The sequence below is a fragment of the Poseidonocella sp. HB161398 genome (assembly GCF_005870025.1).
GTDB lineage: Bacteria > Pseudomonadota > Alphaproteobacteria > Rhodobacterales > Rhodobacteraceae > Mangrovicoccus.
Window position 1 is genome coordinate 1 of sequence record NZ_VATA01000018.1, and the last position, 24,903, is coordinate 24,903.

Genomic DNA, 24,903 nt, shown 5'->3' on the forward strand with positions numbered 1-24,903 from the left:
CGGCAAGATCGACGTGCTGGAGGTCGAGGCGGGCGACATCGTCACCTTCCGCACTCCGGGCGCCGGCGGCTGGGGCAATCCGCTCGACCGCGACGCCGAGGCCGTGCTGGCCGATGTCGAGGCGGGCTTCGTCACCGCCGATCATGCCCGCGCCGCCTATGGCGTCAGCCTGATCGACGGCCGGATCGACGCGGAGGCCACCGCGAAACTGCGCGCCCGCCAGACAGGCGCCGAGGGCACTGTCTTCGGCCCCGAGCGCGAGGCATGGGACGGCATCTTCGCGCCAGCGCTGATGGACCGGCTGAATGCCGCGCTGCTGAGGCTGCCGCTCTCCGGCCGCCAGAGCCGCCGCCGCGAGATCTTCGAGACCGTGCTGGCGGATCTGCCCTCCGCCTTCCCCCGCAGCCCCGCCAGCGAAGCGCAGCGCGAGACCGCCTCCCGGCGGCTCGAGACCTGCCTCGCCGCCCTGACCTGACACACACAGAGCGCGGACCCGCCGTGCCGCAACCAACGGAGAGACCCATGAAACTGAACAGACGGCATTTTCTCGGCGCCAGCGCCGCCACCGGCCTGGCCGGCCTCTCGGGCCTGCCGCTGCGCGCGCAGGAGAACGTCCTGAACGTCACCGCCTATGGCGGCGTCTGGGAACAGGCGATCCGCGACTGCTTCGTCGCGCCCTTCGAGGCGAAGACCGGCGCGACCGGCACCGTGTCGCTGGGCGGCCCGGCGCAGTGGCTGGCGCAGGTCGAGGCCAATCCCGAGAACCCGCCGCTCGACGTGCTGATCATGACGCCCGACCTGGCCGTGATCGCGGCCGAGGGCGACCTGATGGACGACTTCACCGTCGAGAAGCTGCCGAACCTCGCGGACATCCCGCAGGAATTCACCGATGCCTGCCTCGGCAAGGGCACCTATTTCGACTACGGCGTCGGCGGGATCACCTACAACAAGCAGTATGTCTCCGAGCCGCCGAAGAGCTTTGCCGCCTTCGTCGAGGGCGTGGCCGCGGGCGATTTCATCGCCTCGGTGCCGTCGATCTCCTACGGGCCGACCCCGGTCTTCTTCCTCTGGGCGCTGAACAACGCGCTTGGCGGCACGGTCGACAACGTGGACCCGTTCTTCGAGGCGATGGCAAAGATGAAGGACAACCTGGTCTTCTGGGCCGGGCCGAACGACTTCTTCAACCACCTCGCCTCGGGCGAGGCCGATCTGGGCATCTATTTCGACGGCCGCACCTGGAACCATGTCGACGAGGGCGTCGACTGGATCGACTTCATCAACCCCGAAGAGGGCGGCGCCATGACCACGGTCGCTGTGCAGAAGCCGAAACACGCCTCGCCGCTCGCGTGGGACTACATCAACGAGATGCTCGACCCGGTGAACCAGTCGAAATTCGCCGACATCCTGAATTACGGCGTGACCAACAAGAAGGTGCAGTATTCCGAGAAGCTCGCCGCCCGCGTGCCGTCGATGAGCGACGCGATCCTGCCCCCCTACGCCGAGATCGCCCGCGTCAGGAACGAGTGGGTCGATCGCTGGAACCGCGAGATCGGCATGTAAGCCGGTCTTGCGACCCTGCCCTTCCGGCGGCTGCCCCTCCCTACTCCTGAACCCGCCGGAAGGGCCCCTGATACCGCGAGCAAATCATGTCCGACACCGTTTCCTCCTTCGCCGCCAGGCACCGCCGCAGCTTGCTGCTGGCGCCGGCGCTGATCTTCCTCGCGGTGTTCTTCGTGATGCCGCTCTTCGACAATTCGCTGCGCTCCTTCGCCCCGGAGGAGGGCAGCGGGTTCACCCTGGCGCGCTATGCCGCCTTCCTGACCGACCGCTTCTATCTCGGCGTGATCGTCGAGACCGTCGTGCTCTCGGCCGCGGTCGCGGCGATCTCGGTCGTCATCGCCTATCCGGTCGCCTATGTCCTGGTGCGCAAGTCGGGGCGGTTCTCGGGCATGATCGTCTTCATGCTGATCGCGCCGCTCCTGACCTCGATCATCATGCGGACCTTCGGCTGGCAGGTGCTCTTCGCCCGGCGCGGGCTGGTCAACCAGTGGCTGGTGCAGGATCTGGGGATCCTCGACGCGCCGCTGCGCTGGCTGAACACGCCCGGGCTCGCCATCGCCGCGCTCGTGCATGTGCTGGTGCCCTTCGCCGTCCTCTCGATCGCCTCCGTCCTGCAGGGCGTCGACCGGCGGCTGGAGGAAGGCGCGCTGATGCTCGGCGCCTCGCGCTGGCGGGCCTTCCGCGAGGTGACGCTGCCTTTGACCATGGACGGGATCGGCACCGGCGCGATCCTGGTCTTCATGATCGCCAATGGCTCCTTCGTCACGCTCGTGCTGCTCGGCGGCGGCTTCCAGACCCTGCCGCTCTTGATCTACCAGCAGTTCAACACCACCCGCGACTTCGCGCTGGCCTCGACCATGAGCACGATCCTCCTCGTCATCGCGGTCGGCTGCCTCTGGCTGCAGCTGCGCCTCGTGCGCCGGCAGGGGGTGTGAGATGCGCCTGACCGACATCCTGCTCTGGCTCTTCACCGCGGCCTTCTTCGTCTTCATGCTGCTGCCGATCCTCGTCGTGGTGGTGATCTCGTTCACCTCGGCGGGCTATGCGGCCTTCCCGATCCCGGGCTGGTCGATGAAATGGTTCGCGCGGATCTTCGAGTACCAGCCCTTCATCGACTCGCTGATCGTGTCGCTGGAACTGGCCGTGGTCGCCACCGTGGCCAGCTGCCTTCTGGGCATTCCCGCCGCGCTCTACCTGGCGCGCAGCCGCTCGGGCTGGGCGACGGCGATCACGACCTTCCTGCTGTCGCCCCTGTCGATGCCGATGATCGTGATCGGCTTCGCCTCGCTCTTCTTCCTCTCGGCTCTCGGCTTCGGGGTGTCCTTCCTGGCGCTCTGCATCGTCCATACGGTGATCTGCCTGCCCTACGTGATCCGCACCGTGACGGCGGTCTACCGCGGCATCTCCCCGGCCTATGAAGAGGCCGCGATGATCCTCGGCGCCTCGCGCTTCACCACCTTCCGCGAGGTGACGCTGCCGCTCATCCGGCCGGGCATCGCCGCGGGCTGCCTCTTCTCCTTCCTGACCTCCTTCGACAACCTGCCGGTCAGCTACTTCTTCGGTTCGGCCCAGACCAACACCCTCCCCGTGGTGATGCTGGCCTATATGGAGCACCAGTTCGATCCCTCGATCGCCGCGCTCTCCACGCTCCAGCTCCTGCTGGCGGTGGTCGCGCTGATCGTGGCGGACAGGCTCTACGGGATCGAGAAGATGACCGTCGCCACCTGAGCCCCGGAGCTTCTGCGATGACTGCCCTCCTGCGTTTCCGGTCCGCGCTGGACCGCGCCGACATCCTCGACCACCTGCGCGACGGGCTGATCGGGCGCGACATGCCCTTCGAGACGCCCTACGGCACGCAGCGGCTGCTCTATGCCGACTACGTCGCCTCGGGCCGCGCGCTGCGCCAGGTCGAGGAGTTCGTCGCGACCGAGGTCCTGCCCTGGTACGCCAACAGCCATACCGAGGCGAGCCTCTGCGGCGAAACCATGACGCGGATGCGCGAGGAGGCCCGCGCCACCATCGCGCGGCTGGTCAGTGCCGGGACCGATGCGCATGTGATCTTCGCCGGGTCGGGCGCCACCGCCGGGCTGAACCGGATCGCCCGGCTCCTGCAGATCGAGGAGCGCGTCCGCGCGGGCGAGCGCGTCACCGTGATCCACGGCCCCTACGAGCACCATTCCAACATCCTGCCCTGGCGCGAGAGCGGCGCGGCGATCCGCACCGTGCGGCCGGGCCGCGAGGGCGGCATCGACCTCGGCCATCTGCAGCAGATCCTCGACGAAGTGCCGGGCGGGCTGGTCATCGGCAGCTTCTCGGCCGCCTCGAATGTCACCGGCATCCTCACCGATCCCGATCCGGTCACGCGGCTCCTGAAGGCCCGCGGCGCGCTGGCGATCTGGGACTATGCCGGCGGCGCGCCCTACCTGCCGATGGACATGGGCACCGGCGCCACGGCGAAGGACGCGATCGTCTTCTCGGCGCACAAGTTCCCCGGCGGGCCCGGCGCCTCGGGCGTGGCGGTGATCCGCGACAGCGTCGCCGGGCGCCTGACGCCCACCGCCCCGGGCGGCGGCACGGTGACCTTCGTCTCGCCCTGGCGGCACAACTACTCCGCCCGGGTCGAGGCGCGCGAGGAAGGCGGCACGCCGAATGTCGTCGGCGACATCCGCGCGGCACTGGCGATGCTGGTCAAGGACGCGGCCGGGACCGCGCGCATCCAGGAGATCGATGCCGCGCTGACCGCGCGCGCCCGCGCTGCCTGGGCGGATGTGCCCGAGATCGAGATGCTCGACCGTTCCGGCGGCGAGGCGCTGCCGATCCTCTCCTTCCGCATCCGCGGCGCGTCGGGCCATGTGCATCACCAGCTTTTCACCCGCATGCTCTCGGACATCCACGGCATCCAGGCCCGCGGCGGCTGCGCCTGCGCCGGGCCCTATGCGCACCAGCTCCTCGGCATCGACGAGGAAGGTTCGGACCGGCTCTTCGGGCGGCTGAGCGAGGGGCACGAGATGGAGAAGCCGGGCTGGGTCCGACTGAACCTCTCCTGGCTGCATTCCGAAGACGAGGTCGCCCGCATCCTCGGCGGCGTGGCCGCGCTGGCCCGCGAGGCCGAGACGCGCGCCGCCGACTATCTGTGCGATCCGGGCACGGCGCGGTTCCGCCATGGGGCCGAAGCGCGGGCGATCGCATGAGCCTCGCCGCGCTGGAGGCCCGGCTGGCCGAGGATCTGGCCTGTCTCGACCTGCCCGCGAACCCCTGGGTGCCGCCGCGCGAGGGCGTGACCGACGTGCTGGTCGTCGGCGCGGGGATGTGCGGGCTCGCGGCGCTGGCGCAGCTGCGGCTCTGGGGCATTGACCGCAGCCTCGCCGTCGACGCTTCGCCCGAGGGATACGAGGGCCCGTGGGAGACCTTCGCGCGGATGCGCACGCTGCGCTCTCCGAAGAGCCTGACCGGCCCGGCGCTCGACCTGCCCGCCCTCACCTTCCGCGCCTGGTTCACCGCGCAATGGGGCGCCGCGGCCTGGGAGGCGCTTGGCAAGATCCCGAAGGGCCAGTGGATGGACTACCTGCGCTGGTACCGGAAGGTGCTGGCCCTGCCCGTCCGCAACGGCACTCGGCTGACCGGGCTCTGCGGCGAGGGCGATCTGCTGCGGGTGGAGCTGGCGACGCCGGACGGGCCGGAGAGCCTGCTGGCGCGCCGCGTGGTGCTGGCCACCGGGCGCTCGGGGCTCGGCGGCGGCGCGGTGCCCGAAGTGCTGCAAGGGCTCGACCGCCGCTACTGGGCGCATAGCGCCGACGATATCGACTTCGCCGCGCTCGCGGGGCGCGACGTGGCGGTGATCGGCGCGGGCGCCTCGGCCATGGACAATGCCGCCACCGCGCTCGAGGCCGGGGCCGCACGGGTCGACCTGCTGATCCGGCGCGAGAGCATCCCGGCGGTGAACAAGCTGACCGGCATCGGCAGCCCCGGCACGGTCGAAGGGCTGGCCGTCGTCCCCGATGCCTGGAAGCTGAAGATCCACGACTACTGCGCCCGCGAGCAGGTGCCGCCGCCGCGCCATTCGGTGCTGCGGGTCTCGTCGCATCCGAACGCGCAGTTCCACATGGGCTGCGCCGTGACAGGCGCCGCCCCGGCCGGGGCGCGGCTGCGGGTCGACACCAGCCGGGGCAGCTTCGAGACGGATTTCCTCATCGCCGCCACGGGCTTCCGCAACGACTTCGCCGACCGCGCGGAGCTGGCGGATATCGCGCCGCATGTGCTGAGCTGGGCCGACCGGCCGGATTTCCCGGAGGGCCTGGCGAAGGACGGCGCCCTCGGCGCCTCGCCCTATCTGAGAGACGACTTCACCTTCCGCGAGAAGACCCAAGGCGCCTGCCCGGCGCTGGCGCGGATCCACTGCTTCAACGACGCGGCGATGCTGAGCCATGGCAAGGTCTCGGGGGACATCCCGGCGGTCAGCACCGGGGCCAAGCGGCTGGCCCGCGCCATCGCGGCGGCGTTCTTCGCAGAGGACGTGGAGGCGCAGTTCGCGCGGCTCGAGGCCTTCGACACGGCCGAGCTGCAGGGCGACGAATACGCGCCGGCCCCGGACCTGCCCGGGCACTGAGCTCCGGCACCGCTAGCCGGGAACGGAAAAGCCCCGCCTTCCGGATGGAAAGCGGGGCTTGATCCGTCGGGGCCGGAGGCTCACGCCTCGTCGCGGCCGCGGAATTCCTGGCGCAGGAAGAGGCCGTAGCCCCCCGCCACCAGCAGCGCGAGCGCGCCCCAGGTCAGCGCGTAGCTGAGATGGGCGTTGCGGAACTGGACCACCGTCATGCCGGCCCGCGGCCAGGCGTCGGGATCGACCAGATCGGCATCGACGAAGAACGGCGCCGCCGGGTCGTAGTCCAGCGTCCCGGTGATCGAGCCGATGTCGCGGCGGTACCACTTGCGGTTCGCCGGATCGTTGTCCTGCGAGAAGAGCCAGCCCTTGTCCTCGCTGATCCGCAGCAGGCCGGTCACGGTGACCTCGCCCGCGGGCGCCGGCGGCAGATCGGCAAGCTCGGTCTCGGGCGCCATGCCGCGGTTGACCATGACGATGGAGCCGTCGGCCTGCTTCAGCGGCGTCAGGATCCAGTAGGCCGGTCCCCAGTCCGAGGGAACGTAGATCGGGATGTCGGCATCGGGAAGGTATTCGCCCGTCACGGTGACATGGCGGTACTCGTCGCCCTCGCGGGTGATCCCCGGCCAGTCGGCCTGTCCCGGAACCGGGACCGGCGCGGCATGGACGCGGGCATCGACGCGTTCGATCAGGTCGAGCTTCCAGTGGAGCCGCTTGACCTGCCAGACGGCCAGGGCGGAGAACCCGCCCAGGCCGATGGCTGCCGCAAGCGTCACCGCCAGGATCCGGCCCCAGCGGCGGGGCCGGCGGCCGGAGGAGACGCCTGCGCCCATGGCCCTACTCGTGGCCGCCATGGCCGCTGCCTGCCGCCGGCAGGTCGGGCACGCCGCCCATGTTGCCGTCGGTCATCGGCATCATGTTGACGTTCATGTTGTGCATGACCCAGAGCGAGCCCGCCAGCACGATCACCAGGATGACGATCGCGAAGATGGTCGCGGACAGGGTCCAGCCTTCTTCGCTCGAGCTGTTGAGATGCAGGAAGTAGACCAGATGCACCAGCACCTGCAGGCCGCCGAGGCCCATGATCAGCCCGATCATGAGATTGCGCGACCAGCCGGGGTCGAACATCACCAGGCCGAAGGGGATCAGCGTCAGCACGCCGGCGAGCCCGAAGCCAGTCATCAGGCTCCCGAAGGTGCCGTGGCTTCCCGAGGAATGGGAGTGATCGGACATCAGATGAGCCTCACCAGGTAGACGAAGGAGAACACCCCGATCCAGATCAGGTCGAGGAAGTGCCAGAACATGCTGAGCGTGCCCAGGCGGCGGCTATTGGCCTCGTTGAGACCGCCCTTCCACTTCAGCTGGGCCGCGAGCGTGGCCATCCAGACGAGACCGAAGGTCACGTGCAGGCCGTGCGTGCCGACCAGCAGGAAGAAGGACGACAGGAAGGCCGAGCGGTCGGGACCGGCGCCGATATGGATCAGGTGGCGGAATTCGTAGAGTTCCATCCCGATGAAGAGCAGGCCGAACACGGCGGTGATGCCCAGCCATCTCAGCAGCCCGCTCACGTCGCCCTTGTCGGCGCGCAGCATGCCCATCCCGAAGGTGATCGACGAGAAGAGCAGGAAGGCCGTCTCGATGAAGACGAAGCCCGGCTCGAACAGGTCCTTCGGCCCCGGACCGCCGGCGAAGCCGTTGCCCAGGACGGCATAGGTCGCGAAGAGCGTGCCGAAGATGATGCAGTCGCTCATCAGGTAGATCCAGAACCCGATGGGGGTCGGGCTGGCGTGATGGGCGTGGTGTTCGTGGTGATCCGGATGATGCTCGGGGCCTTCCGGACCCTTGATGGGTCCGGTGATTGGCGTGTCGATCATGGTCATGCGAGCGCGTCCTTGGCTTCGTTTGCCTCGACATCCTTGGCAGGAATGTAGAAGTCGCGGTCATAGTTGAAGGTATGGGCGATCCCGTAGGCGACGCAGCCGATGAAGCTGATGATCGCCAGCCACCACATGTACCAGATCATCGCGAAGCCGAAGACCGTGGCCATGGCCGCCAGCACGATGCCGGAGGACGTGCCCTTGGGCATGTGGATGTCGTGGAAATGGCCCGACCACTTGAAGCCCTGCTCTTTCATCTTCCAGAACATGTCGCGGCCGGTGACCTGGACATCCTCGGGGAAGTTGTAGGGCGCCACCGGCGACTGGGTCGCCCAGTCGAGGGTCCGCGCGTTCCACGGATCCGGGCCGCAGGCCAGCTTCTTGCGGTTCACCACCGAGACGAAGCCGCCGATGAAGCCGCAGGCGATGCCGCCGAGGATCAGCACCGCGCCGAAGGCGGCGACGATGAAGTAGATCTGCCAGGCGGTGTCCATGTAGGCGTTCATCCGGCGGGTCACGCCCATCAGGCCGAGCGCGTAGAGCGGCATGAAGGCGAAGTAGAAGCCGACGAACCAGAGCCAGAAGCTGCGGCGCATCCAGGTGTCGTCGAGCTTGAAGCCGAAGGCCTTGGGCCACCAGTAGCTGACCGCGGCATAGACGCCGAAGACCACGCCGCCGATGATCACGTTATGGAAGTGCGCGATCAGGAAGAGCGTGTTGTGCAGCTGGAAGTCGACCGGGGGAACGGCCAGCAGGACGCCGGTCATGCCGCCGATGGTGAAGGTCACGATGAAGCCGATGGTCCAGAGCATCGGGGTCTCCATGCGGACCGAGCCCTTGTACATCGTGAAGATCCAGTTGAAGACCTTCACCCCTGTCGGCACCGCGATGATCATCGTGGTGATGCCGAAGAAGGCATTCACGCTGGCGCCGGAGCCCATGGTGAAGAAGTGGTGCAGCCACACGACGAAGCTGAGCACCATGATGCAGGCGGTCGCCCAGACCATGGTCTTGTAGCCGAAGATCGGCTTGCCCGAGAAGGTCGCGACGATTTCCGAGAACACGCCGAAGATCGGCAGGATCAGGATGTAGACCTCCGGGTGGCCCCAGATCCAGATGAGGTTGACGTACATCATCGCATTCCCGCCCATGTCATTGGTGAAGAAATGCGTGCCGATGTAGCGGTCGAGGGTCAGCATGGTGAGCGTGGCGGTCAGCACCGGGAAGGCGGCCACGATCAGGAAGTTGGTGCAGAGCGTCGTCCAGGCGAAGATCGGCATGTCGAAGAGGCGCATGCCGGGCGCGCGCATCTTCAGGATGGTCGCGACCATGTTGATCCCGGACAATGTCGTCCCGATCCCGGCGATCTGCAGCGACCACAGGTAGTAGTCCATCCCCGGCCCTGTCGAGAAGCTCGCCCCCGACAATGGCGGGAAGGCCAGCCAGCCGACCCGGGCGAATTCGCCGATGAAGAGCGAGAGGTTCACCAGGATCGCGCCTGCAACCGTCATCCAGAAGGAGAAGTTGTTCAGGAACGGGAAGGCCACGTCGCGCGCGCCGATCTGCAGCGGCATGACGTAGTTCATGATCCCGGTGATGAAGGCCATCGCCACGAAGAAGATCATGATGACGCCATGCGCCGTGAAGACCTGGTCGAAGTGGTGCGGCGGCAGGTAGCCCTCCGCGCCGCCGGCCGCCATGGCCTGCTGCGCCCGCATCATGATCGCGTCGGCGAAGCCGCGCACGAACATGATGAAGCCGAGCGCCATGTACATGATGCCGATCTTCTTGTGGTCGATCGTGGTGACCCAGTCATGCCAGAACGGGCCCCAGAGCCGGAACTTGGTCATCAGGATCAGCACGGCGAGGCCGCCGAGCGCGATGGCCGCGAAGGTGCCGACCAGGATCGGCTCGTGATAGGGGATCCAGTCCCAGGTCAGCCGCCCGAAGATCGGAGACCACGTCTCGGGAGGGGAGGTGTGGGCGAGTTCAGTAGCCATTGGTTTGCTCCGGGGTCGTGCGGCACAGCAGGTCCGGATCGGACTTCAGCATGGCCAGGAGGTAGGCATCGTCGATGTCGGAGAAGTTCTGCGCGCTCTCTTCCGAGGAGGGCAGCAGGTTGCCGAAGCCGTCGACGGCGCGCTTCTCGTCGTATTCGAAGAGCGGTTCCAGGGCGATGCCGTCGAGGCCGCCGCCGCCCTGCTCGTCGATCATCATCATCTGGTCCATGCAGATCTGCCCCTCTTCCACGCACATGCCGCGGATGCGGTCGAAGAGACCGTCGGTCACGGAGGCGTAGAAATGCACCGGCTCGGCGATGGTCGGCTTCTCGAGCTCCAGGTAGGAGGCACGGGTCAGCTCGGCGCCATCGGCGCGGGCCTTCTCGACCCAGGCGTCGAAATCGCCCTCTTCCATCGACAGCGTGTCGAAGGTCATCCAGGAGAAGCCCGGACCGGAATAGTGCGCGGAGCGCCCGGCGAAGGTGCCGGTCTCGTCGGCGATCAGGTGGAGCTTGGTCTCCATCCCGGCCATCGAGTAGATCATGCCGCCGAGCGCGGGCACCGAGAAGGTGTTCATCACGGTGGAGGAGGTCAGGCGGAAATTGACCGGACGGCCTTCGGGGATCGCCAGCTCGTTGACAGAGGCGATGCCGTATTGCGGATAGATGAAGAGCCATTTCCAGTCGAGCGAGACCGCTTCGACTTCGATCGGCTCAGCCGCCACGTCGAGCGGGCGGTAGGGGTCGAGTTTGTGGGTATAGACCCAGGTCAGCCAGCCCAGGACGAGGATGATGACGATCGGACCGCCCCAGACAATCGCCTCGAGCTTGTTCGAGTGCGCGAATTCGGGTTCGTAATCCGATTTGTCCTCGCGGTCGGCGCGGTACTTCAGCGGGAAGTAGACGGCCATGAAGAGGACGGGGATGATGACGATCAGCATGAGAAGCGTAGAGATCACAAGCAGATCGCGTTGCTGCGCCCCGACCCAACCGGCGGGATGCAGCACGTCGAACTGACACCCGGAAAGGGCGGCGGCCGCGACGGCCAGCAGGACGGTTTGCAGGAGAGTTTTCACACGTACCTCTCGGTTTTGGACGAGAGGACATCGTGTCGTTGATCCTCTCTCAAGGAAGCACAGGCGCACCCGTTTGGCACGCCAGGAACTGGGCGCGCGATACGCGTGACCCTGAGTTGGGCGTAGGTGTCACGCTGTCGCATTTTCTGCAACTGCAAAACACATTGCAGGCCATTGATACGATTTCACTTTCGCGAAAAGCGATGTCAAAGGCGCAGGATTTGCGCGACACGGGCGCAAACTTTCCAAGCTTAACAATGCCGAAGAAGCGCCAGAGGGAGCTTTGACGCAGGCCCCTTCCGGCAGATCACAATTTCCGTGAGCACAGCTTGAAAAGCCGCTCCGGCCGCTTAGCCTCCCGGCGGGCGCATGGCGGATTTCCGCTCAGTGCAGGGCTTTGCGACTCCCCCCGGTTGAACTCCTCCGCGCGGCTCGCCGCGGCCGCACGCGCCCCGGTTATGTTGTGTCCGACATTTGTTGATTGACAGAACAATCATGCGCGGGAATTGTTGAGGCAACAGGGAGGAGATTCGATGCAAATCGGAGGAGCTGTGGCGCTGGTGACAGGCGCCGGCAGCGGGCTCGGCGCGGCAACCGCGCAGAGGCTCGCCGGAGAGGGCGCGACCGTCGCCGTTCTGGACCGCAGCGAAGAGGCGGCGCGCGACGTTGCCGCCGGGATCGGCGGCATGGCCTATGCCGCGGACGTCACCGACAGCGCCGCGCTGGAGCGGGTCTTCGCCGATCTTGCCGAACGGAATGCCGTGCCGCGCATTGCGGTCTCCTGCGCCGGGATCGGCACGGCCCAGCGGATCCTGCCGCGCGACGGCAGCCTGACCATCGAGCTTTTCGAGCGCACCGTCCGCGTCAACCTGATCGGCACCTATGCCGTCATGAACCTGGCCGCCCGCGCGATGGCCGCGCTGGAGCCGCTCGACGGCGACGGCGCCCGCGGCGTGATCGTCAATACCGCCTCGGTCGCGATCGAGGACGGGCAGATCGGCCAGGCCGCCTATTCCGCCTCCAAGGGCGGGGTCGCCTCGATGACCCTGCCGGCCGCGCGCGAATTCGCCCGCTTCGGCATCCGCGTCATGGCGATCGCCCCGGGCATCTTCGAGACCGCGATGAGCGCGGGCCTGCCGGACGAGGTGCGCGCCGAGATCACGAAGAACGTCCCCTTCCCCTCGCGGATGGGGCAGCCCCGCGAATACGCCCAGCTGGTGCAGGCGATCGTCGAGAACCCGATGCTGAACGGCTCCGTCATCCGGCTGGACGGGGCAGCGAGGATGCCGCCGAAATGAAGAAGGACACCCCCATGGCCGATGACATGCTGAAGGTCGGAATCGACGGCGCGATCGCCACGCTGACCATGAACCGCCCCGCCAAGCGCAACGCGATGTGCGACGAGCTGATGGAGCTGATCGACGGCTTCTTCCGCGCCCCGCCCGAGGGCGTGCGCGTGGTGATCCTGACCGGGACCGAAGGCCATTACTGCTCGGGGCTCGACCTGTCCGAGCATGTCTCGCGCGATGCGGAGGGCACCATGCGCCACAGCCGCAACTGGCACCGGGTGATGGAGACGATCCGCTATTCCGGCCTGCCGGTGATCTCGGCGATGTTCGGCGCGGTGATCGGCGGCGGGCTCGAGATGGCCTGCGCCACGCATGTGCGCATCGCCGAGCCCTCCACCGTCTTCCAGCTGCCCGAGGGGATGCGCGGCATCTTCGTCGGCGGCGGCGCCACGGTCCATGTCGGCCGGATCATCGGCGCCGACCGGATGTGCGAGATGATGCTGACCGGGCGCAAGTTCGGCGCCGAGGAGGGCTTCATGCTGGGGCTAACCCACTACACCGTGGGCGAGGGCGAGGCGATGCCGCTGGCGCGGAAGCTGGCGGCGAAGATCGCGAAGAACGCCACGCTGTCGAATTACATGATGATCCAGGCGATCAGCCGGATCGACGACATGAGCCGGTCGGACGGCCTCTTCGCGGAGAGCCTCTGCGCCGCGGTCAGCCAGACCAGCCCGGATGCAGAGGAGGGGCTGAAGGCCTTCCTCGAGAAGCGCGCCCCGGTGTTCCGCTAGGGCCTGCCAGGCCTTTCCGCCGGAGGGAGAGCGGCGGGAGGGCGAAAGACGGAAATGACGGTCATTTTTCAGGGAGGAAACATGATGACCAGACTGACCCGCCGTGCCGCACTGACCGCGATGGGCGCCGCCCTTGCCACGCCGGCCTTCCTGCGCCGCGCGCAGGCGGCCGAGGTGACGCTCAGGCTGCACCATTTCCTGCCCGGCGTCGCGCCGATGCAGAGCCAGTTCTTCGAGCCCTGGGCCAAGGAGATCGCCGAGGCCTCCGACGGCGCGATCGAGATCCAGATGTTCCCCTCGATGCAGCTCGGCGGCAAGCCGCCCCAGCTGGCCGACCAGGTCCGCCAGGGCATCTGCGACATCGCCTGGACCCTGCCCGTCTACACCCCCGACCGCTTCCCCGTGGCCGAGACCATGTCCCTGCCCTTCATGGTCCGGAATGCCGAGAAGACCTCGATCGCCATGGACCAGCTGATGCGGGAATTCGGCGGGGACGAGTACCGGGGGATGAAGCCCCTGGCCTTCCACGCCCATGACGGCGGCAAGCTGCATACCCGCGGCAAGCCGATCACCAGCCAGGCCGACATGCAGGGCATGCGGCTGCGCGCGCCGAACCAGGCGACCGGCGACCTGCTGGCCGGGCTGGGCGCCGAGACCGTGTTCTTCCCGGTGACCGAGATGGTCGTCGGCCTCTCCAACGGGCTGATCGACGGCTGCTGCCTGCCCTTCGAGGTGGTCCCGGCCTTCAAGCTGCAGGAGCTGACCCAGTTCTCCGCCGTCCCGGCCGAGGGCGCGCGCGGACTATATACCAACACCTTCGCGCTCTTGATGAGCGAGCGGACCTATGACCGGCTGTCGCCCGACCTGCAGAAGGTGATGGACGACGCCTCGGGCCCGCAGCTGAGCCAGCGGATCGGCGCGCAGTTCGACACGTTCGAGGCCTTCGGCAAGTCCAAGGTGATCGAGCAGGGCAACGAGATCGTCGAGATCCCGGCGGAGGAGATCGCCAAGTGGCAGGCGCAGGCGCAGCCGATCTACGATGGCTGGGTCTCGAAGCTCGACGATGACGGACTCGACGGCGCCGCCGTGCTGAAGCGCGCCAACGAGCTTCTGGACGCGGCCTGATCCGATGGCCGAAAGCCTCCACTCCCCGCTGGAACAGGGGGGGCATTCCCCCCTGTTCCGCGGCCTCCACGCCCTGGCCACCGTCTCGGCCGGGCTCGGCGGCGCGGCGATCTTCGGGGCGGCGCTCTTCGTCACCGTCTCGGTGGTGCTGCGCAGCCTGGGGCTGGGCGGGATCCGCGGCGATTTCGAGCTGGTGGAGCTGGTCTGCGCCGCCTGCGCCTCGCTCTTCCTGCCGCTCTGCCAGATCACCCAGGGCCATGTGATGGTCGATCTCTTCACCGCCTGGCTGCCCGGGCGGCTTCAGCGGCGGATGGACGGGCTCTGGATGCTGCTCTTCGCCATCGGCTGGGGGCTGGTCTGCTGGCGCCTGTCCCACGGGCTCTTCGAGATGCTCGACTACGGCGACCGCACCATGCTGCTCAAGGCCCCGCTCTGGTGGGTCTATGTCCCCGGCGTCTTCGGCACGGCGCTGGCCGCGCTGATCGCCGTCCTGATGGCGCTGCCGCGCCTCTCTTCCGCCTTCCGTGTCCTGGAGTCCGGCTGATGGATCCCTTCACCATAGCCCTCGTCATGGTCGCCGTGCTGCTGGGGCTGATCTTCCTGAGGATGCCGATCGCGCTGGCGATGGGCGCGGTCGGCGCCGCGGGCTACATGATCCTGGCCTCGCCCTATGCGCTGATGGCCTACATGAACACCGCCTGGGTCGACAAGTTCATGTCCTACGAGCTGGCCATCGTGCCGCTCTTCATCCTGATGGGGCACCTGGCGACGCGCACCGGCATCTCGGGCGCGATCTTCTCGGCCTCGAATGCCTGGATCGGGCATCTCAAGGGCGGGCTCGCCATGGCCTCGGTCATGGGCTGCGCGATGTTCGGCTCGATCTCGGGCTCCTCGCTCGCGACCGCCTCGACCATGGCCAAGGTCGCGCTGCCCGAGATGAAGAAGCACGGCTATTCCGGCGCGCTCTCCTCCGGGTCGCTGGCCGCGGGCGGCACGCTCGGCATCCTGATCCCGCCCTCGGTCGTGCTCATCATCTATGCGCTGCTGACCGAGCAGAACATCGTCAAGCTCTTCCTCGCCGCCACCATCCCCGGCACGCTGGCCGTGATCGGCTTCTGCACCGCGATCGCGATCTATGTCCGGATCTTCCCCGAAGAGGGCCCGACCCACGGGAAGGCCGACATGGCCACGCGGATGCGCGCGCTGCGGGACATCTGGCATGTCGTCGCCATCTTCGTGATCGTGCTCGGCGGGATCTATGGCGGCGTCTTCACCCCTGCCGAGGGCGCCTCGGTCGGCGTGACGCTGACGCTGGCCTTCGGCTTCCTCAAGGGCGGGCTGACGCCGAAGATGGTGCTTGAATGCCTGATCGAGACCGCGGCCTCGACCGCGATGATCTTCGCCATCGTCTTCGGCGCGGACATCTTCAACGTGGCGCTGGCGCTCTCGCGCATGCCCTCGGAAGTAGCCGGCTACTTCTCGGCGGCCGATATCGCGCCGATGGCCGTGCTGATGGCGATGATCGCCTTCTACCTGGTGATGGGCTGCGTGATGGACAGCCTGTCGATGATCCTCTTGACCGTGCCGGTCTTCTTCCCGACGGTCATGGCGCTGGATTTCGGCCTCCTGCCGGAGCAGCAGGCCATGTGGTTCGGCATCATCACCCTCGTCGTGGTGGAGATCGGGCTGATCACCCCGCCGGTGGGGATGAACCTCTTCGTCATCTCCTCGATGGCGCGGGACATCCCGATGAAGGCGATCTTCGCCGGCACCACCCCTTTCATCCTGGCCGAAGCGGTCCGCATCGCGCTTCTCGTGGCGGTGCCGGGCTTCAGCTTCTGGCTGGTGGACCTCGTGACCGGATAGGAGCACAGACCCGATGGCAGACCCGACCCCCCTTCCCCGCAGCGCCGCCGTGCCCACGGACGAGAACCTGCGCCAGTACGCCGGCTACAACATGAAGCGCGCCTACATGGCGGTGCGCGAGGACATGGCCCGCACGCTGGAGCCCCTGGGGCTGAGGACGGCGACCTTCTCGGCGCTCGCCATCATCACGGAGAATCCCGACATCACCCAGACCCAGCTGTCGCAGGCCATGGCCATCGACCGCTCGGGGGTGGTGGTGATCGTCGACCAGCTCGAGGAGGCCGAGCTGATCTCGCGCGGGCGGGTGCCGGGGGACCGGCGCTCCTACGCGCTGCGCGCCACCATCCGGGGGCGCAGGACCTGGAAAGAGGCGGAGCAGGCGGTCCGGGCGCACGAGGCCCGGCTGTTCTCGGCACTGACCGCGGAGGAGCGGGCGCTGCTGGGGGATCTGCTGCGCAGGATCACCGACACGGGCCAGTAGACACGGGCCGAGGGAGGACATGATGAAGGATATGGTAACGGGGCTGAGCATGGTCCCGCATGACGTGGCCGTGGAGACCCGCGGCAGGGACATGGTCCTGACCACCCGGGTGCCGATGGACGAGGTGGTGGAGCATGCCGGCATCTGGCTGAACCGCTGGGCCAATTACACGCCCGGCCGGATCTTCCTGGCCGAGCGGTCCGGCGAGGGCTGGCGCGAGCACGGCTATGCCGAGGTGCTGGAGATGGTGCGCGGCCTGGCCGCCGGGCTGCTGGCCCGCGGGATGGGGCCGGAGACGCCGATCGTGATCATGTCCGGCAACGGCGTCGACCACGCGCTGCTGAGCTTCGCCGCGCAGTATGCCGGCATCCCGACCGTGCCGCTGGCCGAGCAGTACTCGCTGATCGAGGAGGCGCATGGCCGGCTGGTCTACGTGCTCGACAAGATCCGCCCCGCCATGGCCTTCGTCGACGATGCCGGGCGCTATGCCAGGGCGCTGGCGCTGCCGCAGCTCGAGGGCGTCGAGATCGTCGCCGCCCGGACGGAGGGCGCCCCCTGCAAGGTGACGCCGCTGGCCGAGCTGATGGCCGCGACGCCCGGTGCCGCGCTGGAGGAGGCCCATGCCCGCGTCGGCCCCTCGACCGTGGCCAAGGTGCTTTTCACCTCGGGGTCGAGCTCGGATCCGAAGGGCGTGCTGACCACCCAGAGGATGATGTGCGCCAACCAGGCGCAGATGTCCTCGGTCCTGCCCTTCCTGAAGGACCGCCCGCCCGCGATCACCTGCTGGCTGCCCTGGAACCATGTCTTCGGCGGCTCGCACAACGTCAACATGATGCTCGCCCATGGCGGCACGATGCGCATCGACCTGGGCAAGCCCACGGCGCGCGGCTTCGCCACGACGCTGGAGAACATCCGCGCCCATCCCGGCACGCTCAGCTTCAACGTCCCCGTCGGCTATTCGATGCTGGTGCAGGCGATGGAAGAGGACCGCGGCCTGCGAGAGGCCTTCTTCCGCGATCTCGACCTGATCTTCTATGCCGGCGCGTCGCTGCCGCAGCCGGTCTGGACCCGGCTCGAGGAGATGGCGATGGAGATCCGCGGGCGGCTGCCCCTGATGATCTCCTCCTGGGGGATGACCGAGACCGCGCCCGCGACGATCATGGTGCACGAGCCGATCGGCCGGTCCGGTATCATCGGCGTGCCGCTGCCCGGCACCGAGGTCAAGCTCAGCCCGGATGACGAGCTGCGCTGCGAGCTGCGCGTCAAGGGCCCGAACGTGATGCAGGGCTACTGGGGCGACCCGGAGAAGAGCGCCGCCGCCTTCGATGCCGACGGCTTCCTCGTCACCGGCGACGCGGTGCGCTTCGTCGATCCCGGCGACCCCGATCGCGGGCTGGTCTTCGACGGCCGCGTCTCGGAGGATTTCAAGCTGACCACCGGCACCTGGGTGCAGGCCGGGAAGCTGCGGCTCGACACGCTGGAGGCGATGCGCGGGCTTGTGCAGGACGTGGTGATCTGCGGCCATGACCGCGGCGAGATCGGGCTCTTCATCTTCCCCCGCCCCGACCGCGTGCAGGAGGGCAACAGCTCCGACGGCGCGGTGATCGACGGCCATCTGCAGGCGGAGATCGAGGCGGTGATGCGCGAGATGGAGCGCCGCGCCACCGGCAGCGCCAAGAAGATCACCCGCGCGCTCCTGCTGGCCGAGCCGCCCTCGCTGAAGGACGGCGAGATCACCGACAAGGGCTCGCTCAACATCCGCAAGATCATCACCCGCCGCGCCCGCCTGCTGGAACGGCTCTACGACAACGAGGATCCGGCGCTGATCCGGGTCTGAGCCCCGGTTTCCGCCCTGTCCCGCCCCGGGCTCGACCCGGGGCCTCCCCGACATCCCGAAGGAGGACCCATGGTCGATTTCTCCGCCATCCGCGCCATCGACTTCCACACCCATGCCGAAGAGCCCTGCGGCTGCCATGACGATGACGGCTACGACGATCTGCAGGCCTCGATGGCCGAGTATTTCGGCGCGCCCTGGTCGCATCCGCCGACCATCCCGCAGACCGCGCAGCACTACCGCGACAGCAATATCGCCGCGGTGATCTTCCCGGTCGATGCCGAGCGGGAAACCGGCTACCGCCGCTATTCGAACTACGAGGTCGCCGATCTGTGCGCCGAGCATTCCGACATCCTGATCCCCTTCGCCTCGATCGATCCCGCCAAGGGCAGGCTCGGCGCCCGAGAGGCGCGCGACCTCGTCGAGAACCACGGCGTGCAGGGCTTCAAGTTCCATCCTACAATGCAGGGCTTCTACCCCAATGACCGGATGGCCTACCCGCTCTACGAGGCGATCGCCGCGACCGGCAAGCCCGCGCTCTTCCATACCGGCCAGACCGGCGTCGGCTCGGGCATGCGCGGCGGCAACGGCATGCGGCTGAAATACTCGAACCCGATGCATATCGACGATCTGGCGGTGGATTTCCCTGACATGCCGATCATCCTGGCGCATCCGAGCTTCCCCTGGCAGGAGGAGGCCTTGAGCGTGGCGACCCACAAGCCCAATGTCTATATCGACCTCTCGGGCTGGTCGCCGAAGTACTTCCCGCCAATCCTGGTGCGCTACGCCAATACGCTCTTGAAGGAGAAGATGCTCTTCGGCTCCGACTGGCCGATGATCGCGCCGGAGAAATGGCTGGGCGCCTTCGAGAAGGCGGAGTTCCGTGACGAGGTGCGGCCGCTGATCCTGAAGGAGAACGCGATGCGCCTGCTCGGGCAGGCCGCCTGATCCCGGACGAGATCCCGGGAGGGGGCCGCTGCCCCCTCCCGCCCCCTCCCCCGCCGCGCAACCCGGACGGGAGGGAAGACGACGAGGGAGGAGACCTCATGAAATCGATCATTCTCGGCACCGCCGCCATGCTGGTGCCGCTGGCGACAGAGGCCATGGACTGCAGCGGGCTGACGGCGGAGGCCCTCGGGCTGACAGGCGCGACAGTGACGGCTGCGGAGGCCATCGCCCCAGGCGAGGAGAGCCCGGTCGCGATCTGCCGCATTCGCGGCCGGATGGCCGAGCGCACCGGCATCGACGGGCACGGCTATGCGCTCGGCTTCGAGCTGTCCCTGCCCGCGGACTGGAACGGCGGCTATGTCCACCAGTTCAACGGAGGCAATGACGGCGAGGTGAAGCCCGCCACCGGCGCGCTGAAATCCGGGTCCGGCGCAGAGAGCCCGCTGGCGCGCGGCTATGCGGTCGTCTCCTCGGATGCGGGCCATGACGGCAGGGCCTTCCCCGATGCCGGGCTGGCCGGCGGCGCCGCCTTCGGCTTCGATTTCGAAGCGCGGCAGATGTACGGCTACAAGGCCGTGGCGATGCTCGACCCGCTGGCCCGCCGCGCGGTCGAGGCCTTCTATGGCCGCCCCGTTGCCCGCGCCTATGGCATCGGCTGCTCGAATGGCGGGCGGCATGCGATGGTCGCGGCCGCGCGCATGCCCGGGGCCTTTGACGGGCTGCTGAGCGGCGCGCCGGGCTTCAACCTGCCGAAGGCCGCGCTGCAGCATGCCTGGGATGTGCAGCAGCTGCTGCCCGTGACCGGCACGCTGGCCACGGCGCTGACCCGCGAGGACCAGGCCGCGATCGGGACGGCGGTCCGCGCCGCCTGCGACGGGCTCGACGGGCTGGAGGACGGGCTCATCCAGGACCATGCCGCCTGCCAGGCCGCCTTCGATCCGGACACGCTCCTCTGCGGCGATGACGGCGCCGCCTGTTTGGCGCCGGAGAAGCTGCCCGCGCTGAAGGCCGTGCATGACGGGCCGCGCGCCGCAGATGGCGCGCCGCTCTATGCCGGCTGGGACTGGGATGCCGGGATCGAGGGGCGGAACTGGCGGATGTGGAAGCTCGAGAGCCCGATTGCCGCCTGGGGCCACCGGCCGATCATCGCGACGATGGGCGCCGCCTCGCTGGCCCAGGTCTTCACCGTGCCGCCGACGGAGGTCGAGGGCACGCCCGAGGCGCTGGAGGCCTTCCTGATGTCCTATGACCTCGGCGCGGCGGCGGAGCGCATCTACGCCACGTCCGGGGCCTTCCCGGAGAGCCCGATGGAGGTCATGGCGCCGCCGGGATCGGACGATCCGGAGCTGGCCGCCTTCCGCGATGCCGGGGCGAAGATGATCCTCTTCCATGGCGTGTCGGACCCGGTCTTCTCGGTGCAGGACACCGCCGCCTGGTACCGGGCGCTCGACGCCAATAACGGCGGGGGAGCGGAGGCGTTCGCGCGCTTCTACCCCGTGCCCGGCATGACCCATTGCACCGGCGGACCGGCCGCGGACGCGTTCGATCTTTTCGCCGCGCTGGAGGACTGGGTCGAGACCGGGACCGCGCCCGGGGCCGTCGAGGCGCTGGCCCGGGACGGCAATGACGAGCTGCCCGCGGGACTGCCCGCCGGAAGCGCCCGCCTTCTCTGCCCGGCCCCGCAGGTCGCCCGCTACCAGGGCGGCGATCCGGCGCTGGCGGCCAGCTTTGCCTGCGAACAGGAGTGAGCCGATGATCCCCTTTGCCGCGCCCCTCGACGACATCCTCTTCTGCCTGCGCCATGTCGCCCGCGCCCCCGGGCTGCCCGGCTGGGACGACGAGCTCTGCGAGGGCATCCTGACCCATTTCGCCAGCTTCGCCGAGGGGGTGATCGCGCCGCTCGACGCGCCGGGCGATGCCCAGGGCTGCCGCCTGGAAAACGGCCGCGTGAAGATGCCCGACGGGTTCCGCGACGCCTTCGCCCAGCTGGTCGAGGGTGGCTGGCAGGGGCTGACCGCCCCCGAAGCCCATGGCGGGATGGCGGCCGACCACCTGACCGCCGCCTGCGTCTCGGAGATCTTCTCGGGCGCCTGCCATTCGCTGCAGATGGTCTGCAACCTGGTGCCCGGTGCGGTCTCGACCCTGACGGCCTATGGCTCCGCCGAGCAGCAGGCAGCCTGGATCCCGCGGCTGGCGGCGGGCGAGCTGCTCTCGACCATGTGCCTGACCGAGCCCGGCGCCGGCTCGGACCTGTCGCGCATCCGCACCAGGGCCCTGCGCGACGGGGACCGCTGGCGGATCGAGGGCGAGAAGATCTTCATCTCGGGCGGCGACCAGGACCTGTCGGAGGGCATCCTGCATCTGGTGCTGGCGCGCAGCGGCGAGGCGGCGGACGGGCTGAAGGGGCTGTCGCTCTTCCTGTGTCCTTCCGAGGATGCGGAAGGCCGCAACCCGGTCAGCGTCACCCGGATCGAGGAGAAGCTCGGGCTGCATGCCTCGCCGACCTGCCAGATGGCCTTCGACGGCGCCCGTGCCGAGCTGATCGGCCAGGAGGGCGCGGGGCTGATGGCGATGTTCACCATGATGAACCATGCAAGGCTGGACGTCGCGCTGCAGGGGGTGGCCCATGCCGCCAGGGCGAGCCATGTGGCCGCCGCCTATGCCGCCGAGCGGGTGCAGGGACGCCGCGCCGATGGCAGCCCGGCCGTGCTGGCCGAGCACGCGGATGTGCGGCGCATGCTCGACGAGCAGCGGGCGCTGGCGCTCGGCGCGCGGGCCATGGCGCTGACCGCCTTCGTCGCGATGGAGCGCGGCGACAGCCCGGCGCTGGTCGATTTTCTGACGCCGGTCTGCAAGATGTTCTGCACCGAGGCCGGGATCCGCGCCGCCGATCTGGGGATCCAGGTGCTGGGCGGCTACGGCTACCTGAGCGAGTACCGGGTCAGCCAGACCTGGCGGGACGCGCGCATCACCTCGATCTACGAGGGCGCCAATGGGATCCATGCGCTGTCCCTGGCGACGCGCGGGTTGAAATCCCCGGCCGGGGCCGAGGCCTTCGCCGCGCTGGTCGCAGAGCTGGGCGGCGGCACGCCCGCGGTCACCGCGCTGCTGGAGCTCTGGCAGGCGCGGCGGGCGGAAGTGCTGGCCTCCCCTGCCCCGGCGGAGCTGGCCCATGATTTCGCGCAGATGACCGGGGATCTCTACTGGCGCGCGGTCTGGGCGCGGATCGCCGCGGCCGCCGATGCGGCCGGCGAGGACACCGAGGAGCTGCGCCGGATCGCAGGGACGGTGCTGCGCCGTCCGGTGCCGGTGCCGCTGGCTGCCTGAGCCTCAGGAGACGAAGCGCGCGCGGTAGGCGGTCGGGGTCTCGCCCGTCACCGCGCGGAAACGGCGCGAGAAATAGGGCGGGTCCTGGTAGCCGAGGCGGAAGCCGATCTCGGCGACCGGCAACTGGGTGAAGGCCAGGAGGCGGCAGGCCTCGGACATCACGGCCGCATCCAGATGCGCCCCCGCCCCGCGCCCGGCCACCTCGCGACAGAGCCGCCCCAGATGGCCCGGCGTGACCGAAAGGGCCGAGGCGTAGTCGGAGAGCTTCCAGCCCTCGGCCATATGCGCGGCGATCAGCGCGTCGAAGCGGGCAACCTGCCGCTCGGCCGCCGTCGCCCGCCGCCCCTCCCCTGCCCCGCCGCGCTCTGCCATGCCGACCAGAACCGCCTGGGCCAGCGCCACGAGCATGGGCGCGCGGTAGGTGCCAGCCTCGGCGAAGCGCGCCGCAAGGGCCGCGATCAGCCCGCTCAGCGCTGCCCCCGGTTCTGCCAGGAAGGGATGCGCAAGCTGGCGCGCCAGATCTCCCTGCCCTTGCGTCACCGCCTGCAGCAGCGGCAGAGGGAAGGACAGCACCAGCCCCGCGGTCCCGTCCTGGAACTCGAAGCCGTGCACCGCCTGCGCAGGCACGAAAAGTGCCTGCCCCTGGGTCATTTCCCGCTGCTCCCGGTCGACAAGGACACGCGCGCCGCCGGTCTCCACCACGAAGATCTGCGCCATGCCGTTATGCCGGTGCGGCGCGATCGACCAGCCATAGCGCGGCGCCCGGTCCCGGATCGCCTCGCAATGCACCACATCCGGAAACCCTCCGGTCTCGCCGAAGAGATCGAAATCGGGAATGGGGTTCTGCGCTGACATGCACGGATCGTACCAGCGATCCCCCTGCCCGTCCATTCCCGGCCGCGCCCGGCGGACGTATCCAGAAAGCCGAACAGGAGGAGTTCCCATGGATACCCAAGTTGCCATCATCGGCGGCGGCCCGTCCGGCCTGCTGCTGTCCCAGTTGCTGAACCGCGCCGGGATCGACACCGTCATGCTGGAGCGTGCGACCCGCTCGCATGTGCTGTCGCGCATCCGCGCGGGCATCCTGGAATGGGGCACCGTGGAGTTGCTGCGCCAGACCGGGGTCGACGCCCGGATGGAGGCCGAGGGCTTCCCGCATGACGGCTGCTACATGACCGACGAGGACCTGATGGTCCATATCGACTTCAAGGCGCTGACCGGCAAGCAGGTGATGGTCTACGGCCAGACCGAGGTCACCGCCGATCTCTACGCCGCGCAGGACGCGATGGGCACGACGATCATCCACGAGGTCGAGGACGTGCAGATCCTCGATCTCGACCAGGCCAAAGCCGCCGTCGAGTACACGGTGAAGGGCGAGCGCAGGCGGCTCACCTGTGCCTATGTGGCGGGCTGCGACGGCTTCCACGGGGTCAGCCGCAAGACCATCCCGGCGGAGAAGCGGCGGGAGTTCGAGCGGGTCTACCCCTTCGGATGGCTGGGCATCCTCAGCGAGACCCCGCCCTGCAATGACGAGCTGATCTACTGCAACTCGCCCCGCGGCTTCGCGCTGGCCTCGATGCGCAACGCCCATCTGTCGCGCTACTACCTGCAGGTGCCGCTGACCGACAAGGTCGAGGACTGGAGCGACGAGGCCTTCTGGAGCGAGCTGAAGCGCCGCCTGCCCTCCGCCACCGCCGCCGCGATGGAGACCGGGCCCTCGATCGAGAAATCCATCGCGCCGCTGCGCAGCTTCGTCTCCGAGCCGCTGCGCTGGGGCCGGCTGTTCCTCGTCGGCGACGCCGCGCATATCGTTCCGCCGACCGGCGCGAAGGGGCTGAACCTGGCCGCTTCGGATGTGCACTACCTGCACGAGGCGCTGGTCGCGGCGCTGAAGAGCGGGGACGAGAGCGGCATCGACGGCTATTCCGAGAAGGCGCTGGCCCGCATCTGGAAGGCAATGCGCTTCTCCTGGTCGATGACGACGATGATGCACCGCTTCGATGGCGAGGACGCCTTCGCCGAGGCGATGCGGCGGGCGACGCTGGAGCATCTGGCGGCCTCGGAGACCGCGCGCCGGGAGCTTGCCGAGAACTATATCGGCCTGCCCTACTGACCCCCTGCCCCGGCAGG

At 68.5% G+C, this 24,903-nt stretch carries 23 protein-coding genes and 1 pseudogene; 18 read left to right on the forward strand and 6 right to left on the reverse strand.

From position 1 onward, the window contains the following. The 6 genes and pseudogenes from FGX59_RS37575 to FGX59_RS15355 form a co-directional block, all read left to right on the forward strand. Window positions 1–475, forward strand: a pseudogene (locus FGX59_RS37575) (hypothetical protein); the annotation flags it as partial. Between the two features lie 47 nt (window positions 476–522). After that, window positions 523–1,560 (forward strand): PotD/PotF family extracellular solute-binding protein, encoded by a 1,038-nt coding sequence (locus FGX59_RS15335; protein ID WP_138467804.1) that lies wholly within the window; start codon window positions 523–525, stop codon window positions 1,558–1,560. Between the two features lie 86 nt (window positions 1,561–1,646). Next, window positions 1,647–2,495 carry an ABC transporter permease gene (locus FGX59_RS15340; protein WP_138467806.1) on the forward strand — a complete coding sequence of 283 codons (849 nt, stop codon included), beginning with the start codon at window positions 1,647–1,649 and terminating at the stop codon, window positions 2,493–2,495. A gap of 1 nt (window position 2,496) precedes the next feature. Next, window positions 2,497–3,288: an ABC transporter permease gene (locus FGX59_RS15345; protein ID WP_138467808.1), complete on the forward strand. Its 792-nt coding sequence runs from the start codon at window positions 2,497–2,499 to the stop codon at window positions 3,286–3,288. A 17-nt stretch (window positions 3,289–3,305) separates the two neighbouring features. After that, the gene (locus FGX59_RS15350; protein ID WP_138467810.1) at window positions 3,306–4,751 is read left to right on the forward strand and encodes an aminotransferase class V-fold PLP-dependent enzyme; all 1,446 of its coding nucleotides are present in this window, start codon (window positions 3,306–3,308) and stop codon (window positions 4,749–4,751) included. Next, window positions 4,748–6,166: an NAD(P)-binding domain-containing protein gene (locus FGX59_RS15355; RefSeq protein WP_138467812.1), complete on the forward strand. Its 1,419-nt coding sequence runs from the start codon at window positions 4,748–4,750 to the stop codon at window positions 6,164–6,166. Before FGX59_RS15350 ends, FGX59_RS15355 begins: the two co-directional genes overlap by 4 nt. Window positions 6,167–6,246: 80 nt before the next feature. On the opposite strand, the gene FGX59_RS15360 is transcribed toward FGX59_RS15355, so the two are convergent. From FGX59_RS15360 to cyoA, 5 genes are read right to left on the reverse strand one after another with little or no spacing between them, the layout of a single operon-like run. Beyond that, complete coding sequence (locus FGX59_RS15360) at window positions 6,247–6,993, reverse strand: SURF1 family protein (protein WP_138467814.1); 747 nt, start codon at window positions 6,991–6,993, stop codon at window positions 6,247–6,249. A gap of 4 nt (window positions 6,994–6,997) precedes the next feature. Next, window positions 6,998–7,393 carry a cytochrome o ubiquinol oxidase subunit IV gene (gene cyoD / locus FGX59_RS15365; RefSeq protein WP_138467816.1) on the reverse strand — a complete coding sequence of 132 codons (396 nt, stop codon included), beginning with the start codon at window positions 7,391–7,393 and terminating at the stop codon, window positions 6,998–7,000. Continuing rightward, the gene (cyoC, locus tag FGX59_RS15370) at window positions 7,393–8,040 is read right to left on the reverse strand and encodes a cytochrome o ubiquinol oxidase subunit III (protein WP_206078370.1); all 648 of its coding nucleotides are present in this window, start codon (window positions 8,038–8,040) and stop codon (window positions 7,393–7,395) included. Before cyoC ends, cyoD begins: the two co-directional genes overlap by 1 nt. Continuing rightward, complete coding sequence (cyoB, locus tag FGX59_RS15375) at window positions 8,037–10,037, reverse strand: cytochrome o ubiquinol oxidase subunit I (protein WP_138467819.1); 2,001 nt, start codon at window positions 10,035–10,037, stop codon at window positions 8,037–8,039. Before cyoB ends, cyoC begins: the two co-directional genes overlap by 4 nt. Further along, window positions 10,027–11,181, reverse strand: coding sequence for a ubiquinol oxidase subunit II (gene cyoA, locus FGX59_RS15380; protein ID WP_370296040.1), 1,155 nt, complete (start codon window positions 11,179–11,181; stop codon window positions 10,027–10,029). Before cyoA ends, cyoB begins: the two co-directional genes overlap by 11 nt. Between cyoA and FGX59_RS15385 the strand changes: the two genes are divergently transcribed. The 11 genes from FGX59_RS15385 (at window position 11,145) to FGX59_RS15435 (ending at window position 22,773) form a co-directional block, all read left to right on the forward strand. Continuing rightward, a complete protein-coding gene (locus FGX59_RS15385; protein WP_138467823.1) occupies window positions 11,145–11,399 on the forward strand; it encodes a hypothetical protein in 255 nt (84 codons plus the stop codon). The genes cyoA and FGX59_RS15385 overlap by 37 nt on opposite strands. Before the next feature lie 246 nt (window positions 11,400–11,645). After that, window positions 11,646–12,410: an SDR family NAD(P)-dependent oxidoreductase gene (locus FGX59_RS15390; protein WP_138467825.1), complete on the forward strand. Its 765-nt coding sequence runs from the start codon at window positions 11,646–11,648 to the stop codon at window positions 12,408–12,410. Window positions 12,411–12,424: 14 nt separating this feature from the next. Beyond that, window positions 12,425–13,192, forward strand: coding sequence for a crotonase/enoyl-CoA hydratase family protein (locus FGX59_RS15395; RefSeq protein WP_138468035.1), 768 nt, complete (start codon window positions 12,425–12,427; stop codon window positions 13,190–13,192). Between the two features lie 84 nt (window positions 13,193–13,276). Next, window positions 13,277–14,317: a TRAP transporter substrate-binding protein gene (locus FGX59_RS15400; protein ID WP_240722487.1), complete on the forward strand. Its 1,041-nt coding sequence runs from the start codon at window positions 13,277–13,279 to the stop codon at window positions 14,315–14,317. Window positions 14,318–14,321: 4 nt separating this feature from the next. After that, complete coding sequence (locus tag FGX59_RS15405) at window positions 14,322–14,861, forward strand: TRAP transporter small permease (RefSeq protein WP_138467828.1); 540 nt, start codon at window positions 14,322–14,324, stop codon at window positions 14,859–14,861. Then, complete coding sequence (locus FGX59_RS15410) at window positions 14,861–16,183, forward strand: TRAP transporter large permease (protein WP_138467830.1); 1,323 nt, start codon at window positions 14,861–14,863, stop codon at window positions 16,181–16,183. The genes FGX59_RS15405 and FGX59_RS15410 overlap by 1 nt, the downstream gene beginning before the upstream one ends. Window positions 16,184–16,196: 13 nt before the next feature. Further along, complete coding sequence (locus FGX59_RS15415) at window positions 16,197–16,664, forward strand: MarR family winged helix-turn-helix transcriptional regulator (protein WP_138467832.1); 468 nt, start codon at window positions 16,197–16,199, stop codon at window positions 16,662–16,664. Between the two features lie 22 nt (window positions 16,665–16,686). Further along, complete coding sequence (locus FGX59_RS15420; protein ID WP_138467834.1) at window positions 16,687–18,501, forward strand: feruloyl-CoA synthase; 1,815 nt, start codon at window positions 16,687–16,689, stop codon at window positions 18,499–18,501. A gap of 69 nt (window positions 18,502–18,570) precedes the next feature. Next, window positions 18,571–19,446 carry an amidohydrolase family protein gene (locus tag FGX59_RS15425; protein ID WP_138467836.1) on the forward strand — a complete coding sequence of 292 codons (876 nt, stop codon included), beginning with the start codon at window positions 18,571–18,573 and terminating at the stop codon, window positions 19,444–19,446. Window positions 19,447–19,544: 98 nt separating this feature from the next. Next, complete coding sequence (locus FGX59_RS15430; protein WP_138467838.1) at window positions 19,545–21,194, forward strand: tannase/feruloyl esterase family alpha/beta hydrolase; 1,650 nt, start codon at window positions 19,545–19,547, stop codon at window positions 21,192–21,194. Window positions 21,195–21,198: 4 nt separating this feature from the next. Then, window positions 21,199–22,773, forward strand: coding sequence for an acyl-CoA dehydrogenase family protein (locus tag FGX59_RS15435; protein ID WP_138467840.1), 1,575 nt, complete (start codon window positions 21,199–21,201; stop codon window positions 22,771–22,773). A 3-nt stretch (window positions 22,774–22,776) separates the two neighbouring features. Here FGX59_RS15435 and FGX59_RS15440 read toward each other — a convergent pair whose 3' ends face one another. After that, window positions 22,777–23,628: a helix-turn-helix domain-containing protein gene (locus FGX59_RS15440; RefSeq protein WP_138467842.1), complete on the reverse strand. Its 852-nt coding sequence runs from the start codon at window positions 23,626–23,628 to the stop codon at window positions 22,777–22,779. Between the two features lie 88 nt (window positions 23,629–23,716). Here FGX59_RS15440 and pobA point away from each other — a divergent pair, with 88 nt between their 5' ends. Continuing rightward, window positions 23,717–24,886 (forward strand): 4-hydroxybenzoate 3-monooxygenase, encoded by a 1,170-nt coding sequence (gene pobA, locus FGX59_RS15445; protein WP_138467844.1) that lies wholly within the window; start codon window positions 23,717–23,719, stop codon window positions 24,884–24,886. Window positions 24,887–24,903 lie beyond the last annotated feature (17 nt).

Coding starts and splice junctions, on each gene's coding strand:
- FGX59_RS15335 (WP_138467804.1), top strand. CDS start 523: ATGAAACTGAACAGACGGCATTTTCTCGGCGCCAGCGCCGCCACCGGC.
- FGX59_RS15340 (WP_138467806.1), top strand. CDS start 1,647: ATGTCCGACACCGTTTCCTCCTTCGCCGCCAGGCACCGCCGCAGCTTG.
- FGX59_RS15345 (WP_138467808.1), top strand. CDS start 2,497: ATGCGCCTGACCGACATCCTGCTCTGGCTCTTCACCGCGGCCTTCTTC.
- FGX59_RS15350 (WP_138467810.1), top strand. CDS start 3,306: ATGACTGCCCTCCTGCGTTTCCGGTCCGCGCTGGACCGCGCCGACATC.
- FGX59_RS15355 (WP_138467812.1), top strand. CDS start 4,748: ATGAGCCTCGCCGCGCTGGAGGCCCGGCTGGCCGAGGATCTGGCCTGT.
- FGX59_RS15360 (WP_138467814.1), bottom strand. CDS start 6,993: ATGGGCGCAGGCGTCTCCTCCGGCCGCCGGCCCCGCCGCTGGGGCCGG.
- cyoD (WP_138467816.1), bottom strand. CDS start 7,393: ATGTCCGATCACTCCCATTCCTCGGGAAGCCACGGCACCTTCGGGAGC.
- cyoC (WP_206078370.1), bottom strand. CDS start 8,040: ATGACCATGATCGACACGCCAATCACCGGACCCATCAAGGGTCCGGAA.
- cyoB (WP_138467819.1), bottom strand. CDS start 10,037: ATGGCTACTGAACTCGCCCACACCTCCCCTCCCGAGACGTGGTCTCCG.
- FGX59_RS15390 (WP_138467825.1), top strand. CDS start 11,646: ATGCAAATCGGAGGAGCTGTGGCGCTGGTGACAGGCGCCGGCAGCGGG.
- FGX59_RS15395 (WP_138468035.1), top strand. CDS start 12,425: ATGGCCGATGACATGCTGAAGGTCGGAATCGACGGCGCGATCGCCACG.
- FGX59_RS15400 (WP_240722487.1), top strand. CDS start 13,277: ATGACCAGACTGACCCGCCGTGCCGCACTGACCGCGATGGGCGCCGCC.
- FGX59_RS15405 (WP_138467828.1), top strand. CDS start 14,322: ATGGCCGAAAGCCTCCACTCCCCGCTGGAACAGGGGGGGCATTCCCCC.
- FGX59_RS15410 (WP_138467830.1), top strand. CDS start 14,861: ATGGATCCCTTCACCATAGCCCTCGTCATGGTCGCCGTGCTGCTGGGG.
- FGX59_RS15415 (WP_138467832.1), top strand. CDS start 16,197: ATGGCAGACCCGACCCCCCTTCCCCGCAGCGCCGCCGTGCCCACGGAC.
- FGX59_RS15420 (WP_138467834.1), top strand. CDS start 16,687: ATGAAGGATATGGTAACGGGGCTGAGCATGGTCCCGCATGACGTGGCC.
- FGX59_RS15425 (WP_138467836.1), top strand. CDS start 18,571: ATGGTCGATTTCTCCGCCATCCGCGCCATCGACTTCCACACCCATGCC.
- FGX59_RS15430 (WP_138467838.1), top strand. CDS start 19,545: ATGAAATCGATCATTCTCGGCACCGCCGCCATGCTGGTGCCGCTGGCG.
- FGX59_RS15435 (WP_138467840.1), top strand. CDS start 21,199: ATGATCCCCTTTGCCGCGCCCCTCGACGACATCCTCTTCTGCCTGCGC.
- FGX59_RS15440 (WP_138467842.1), bottom strand. CDS start 23,628: ATGTCAGCGCAGAACCCCATTCCCGATTTCGATCTCTTCGGCGAGACC.
- pobA (WP_138467844.1), top strand. CDS start 23,717: ATGGATACCCAAGTTGCCATCATCGGCGGCGGCCCGTCCGGCCTGCTG.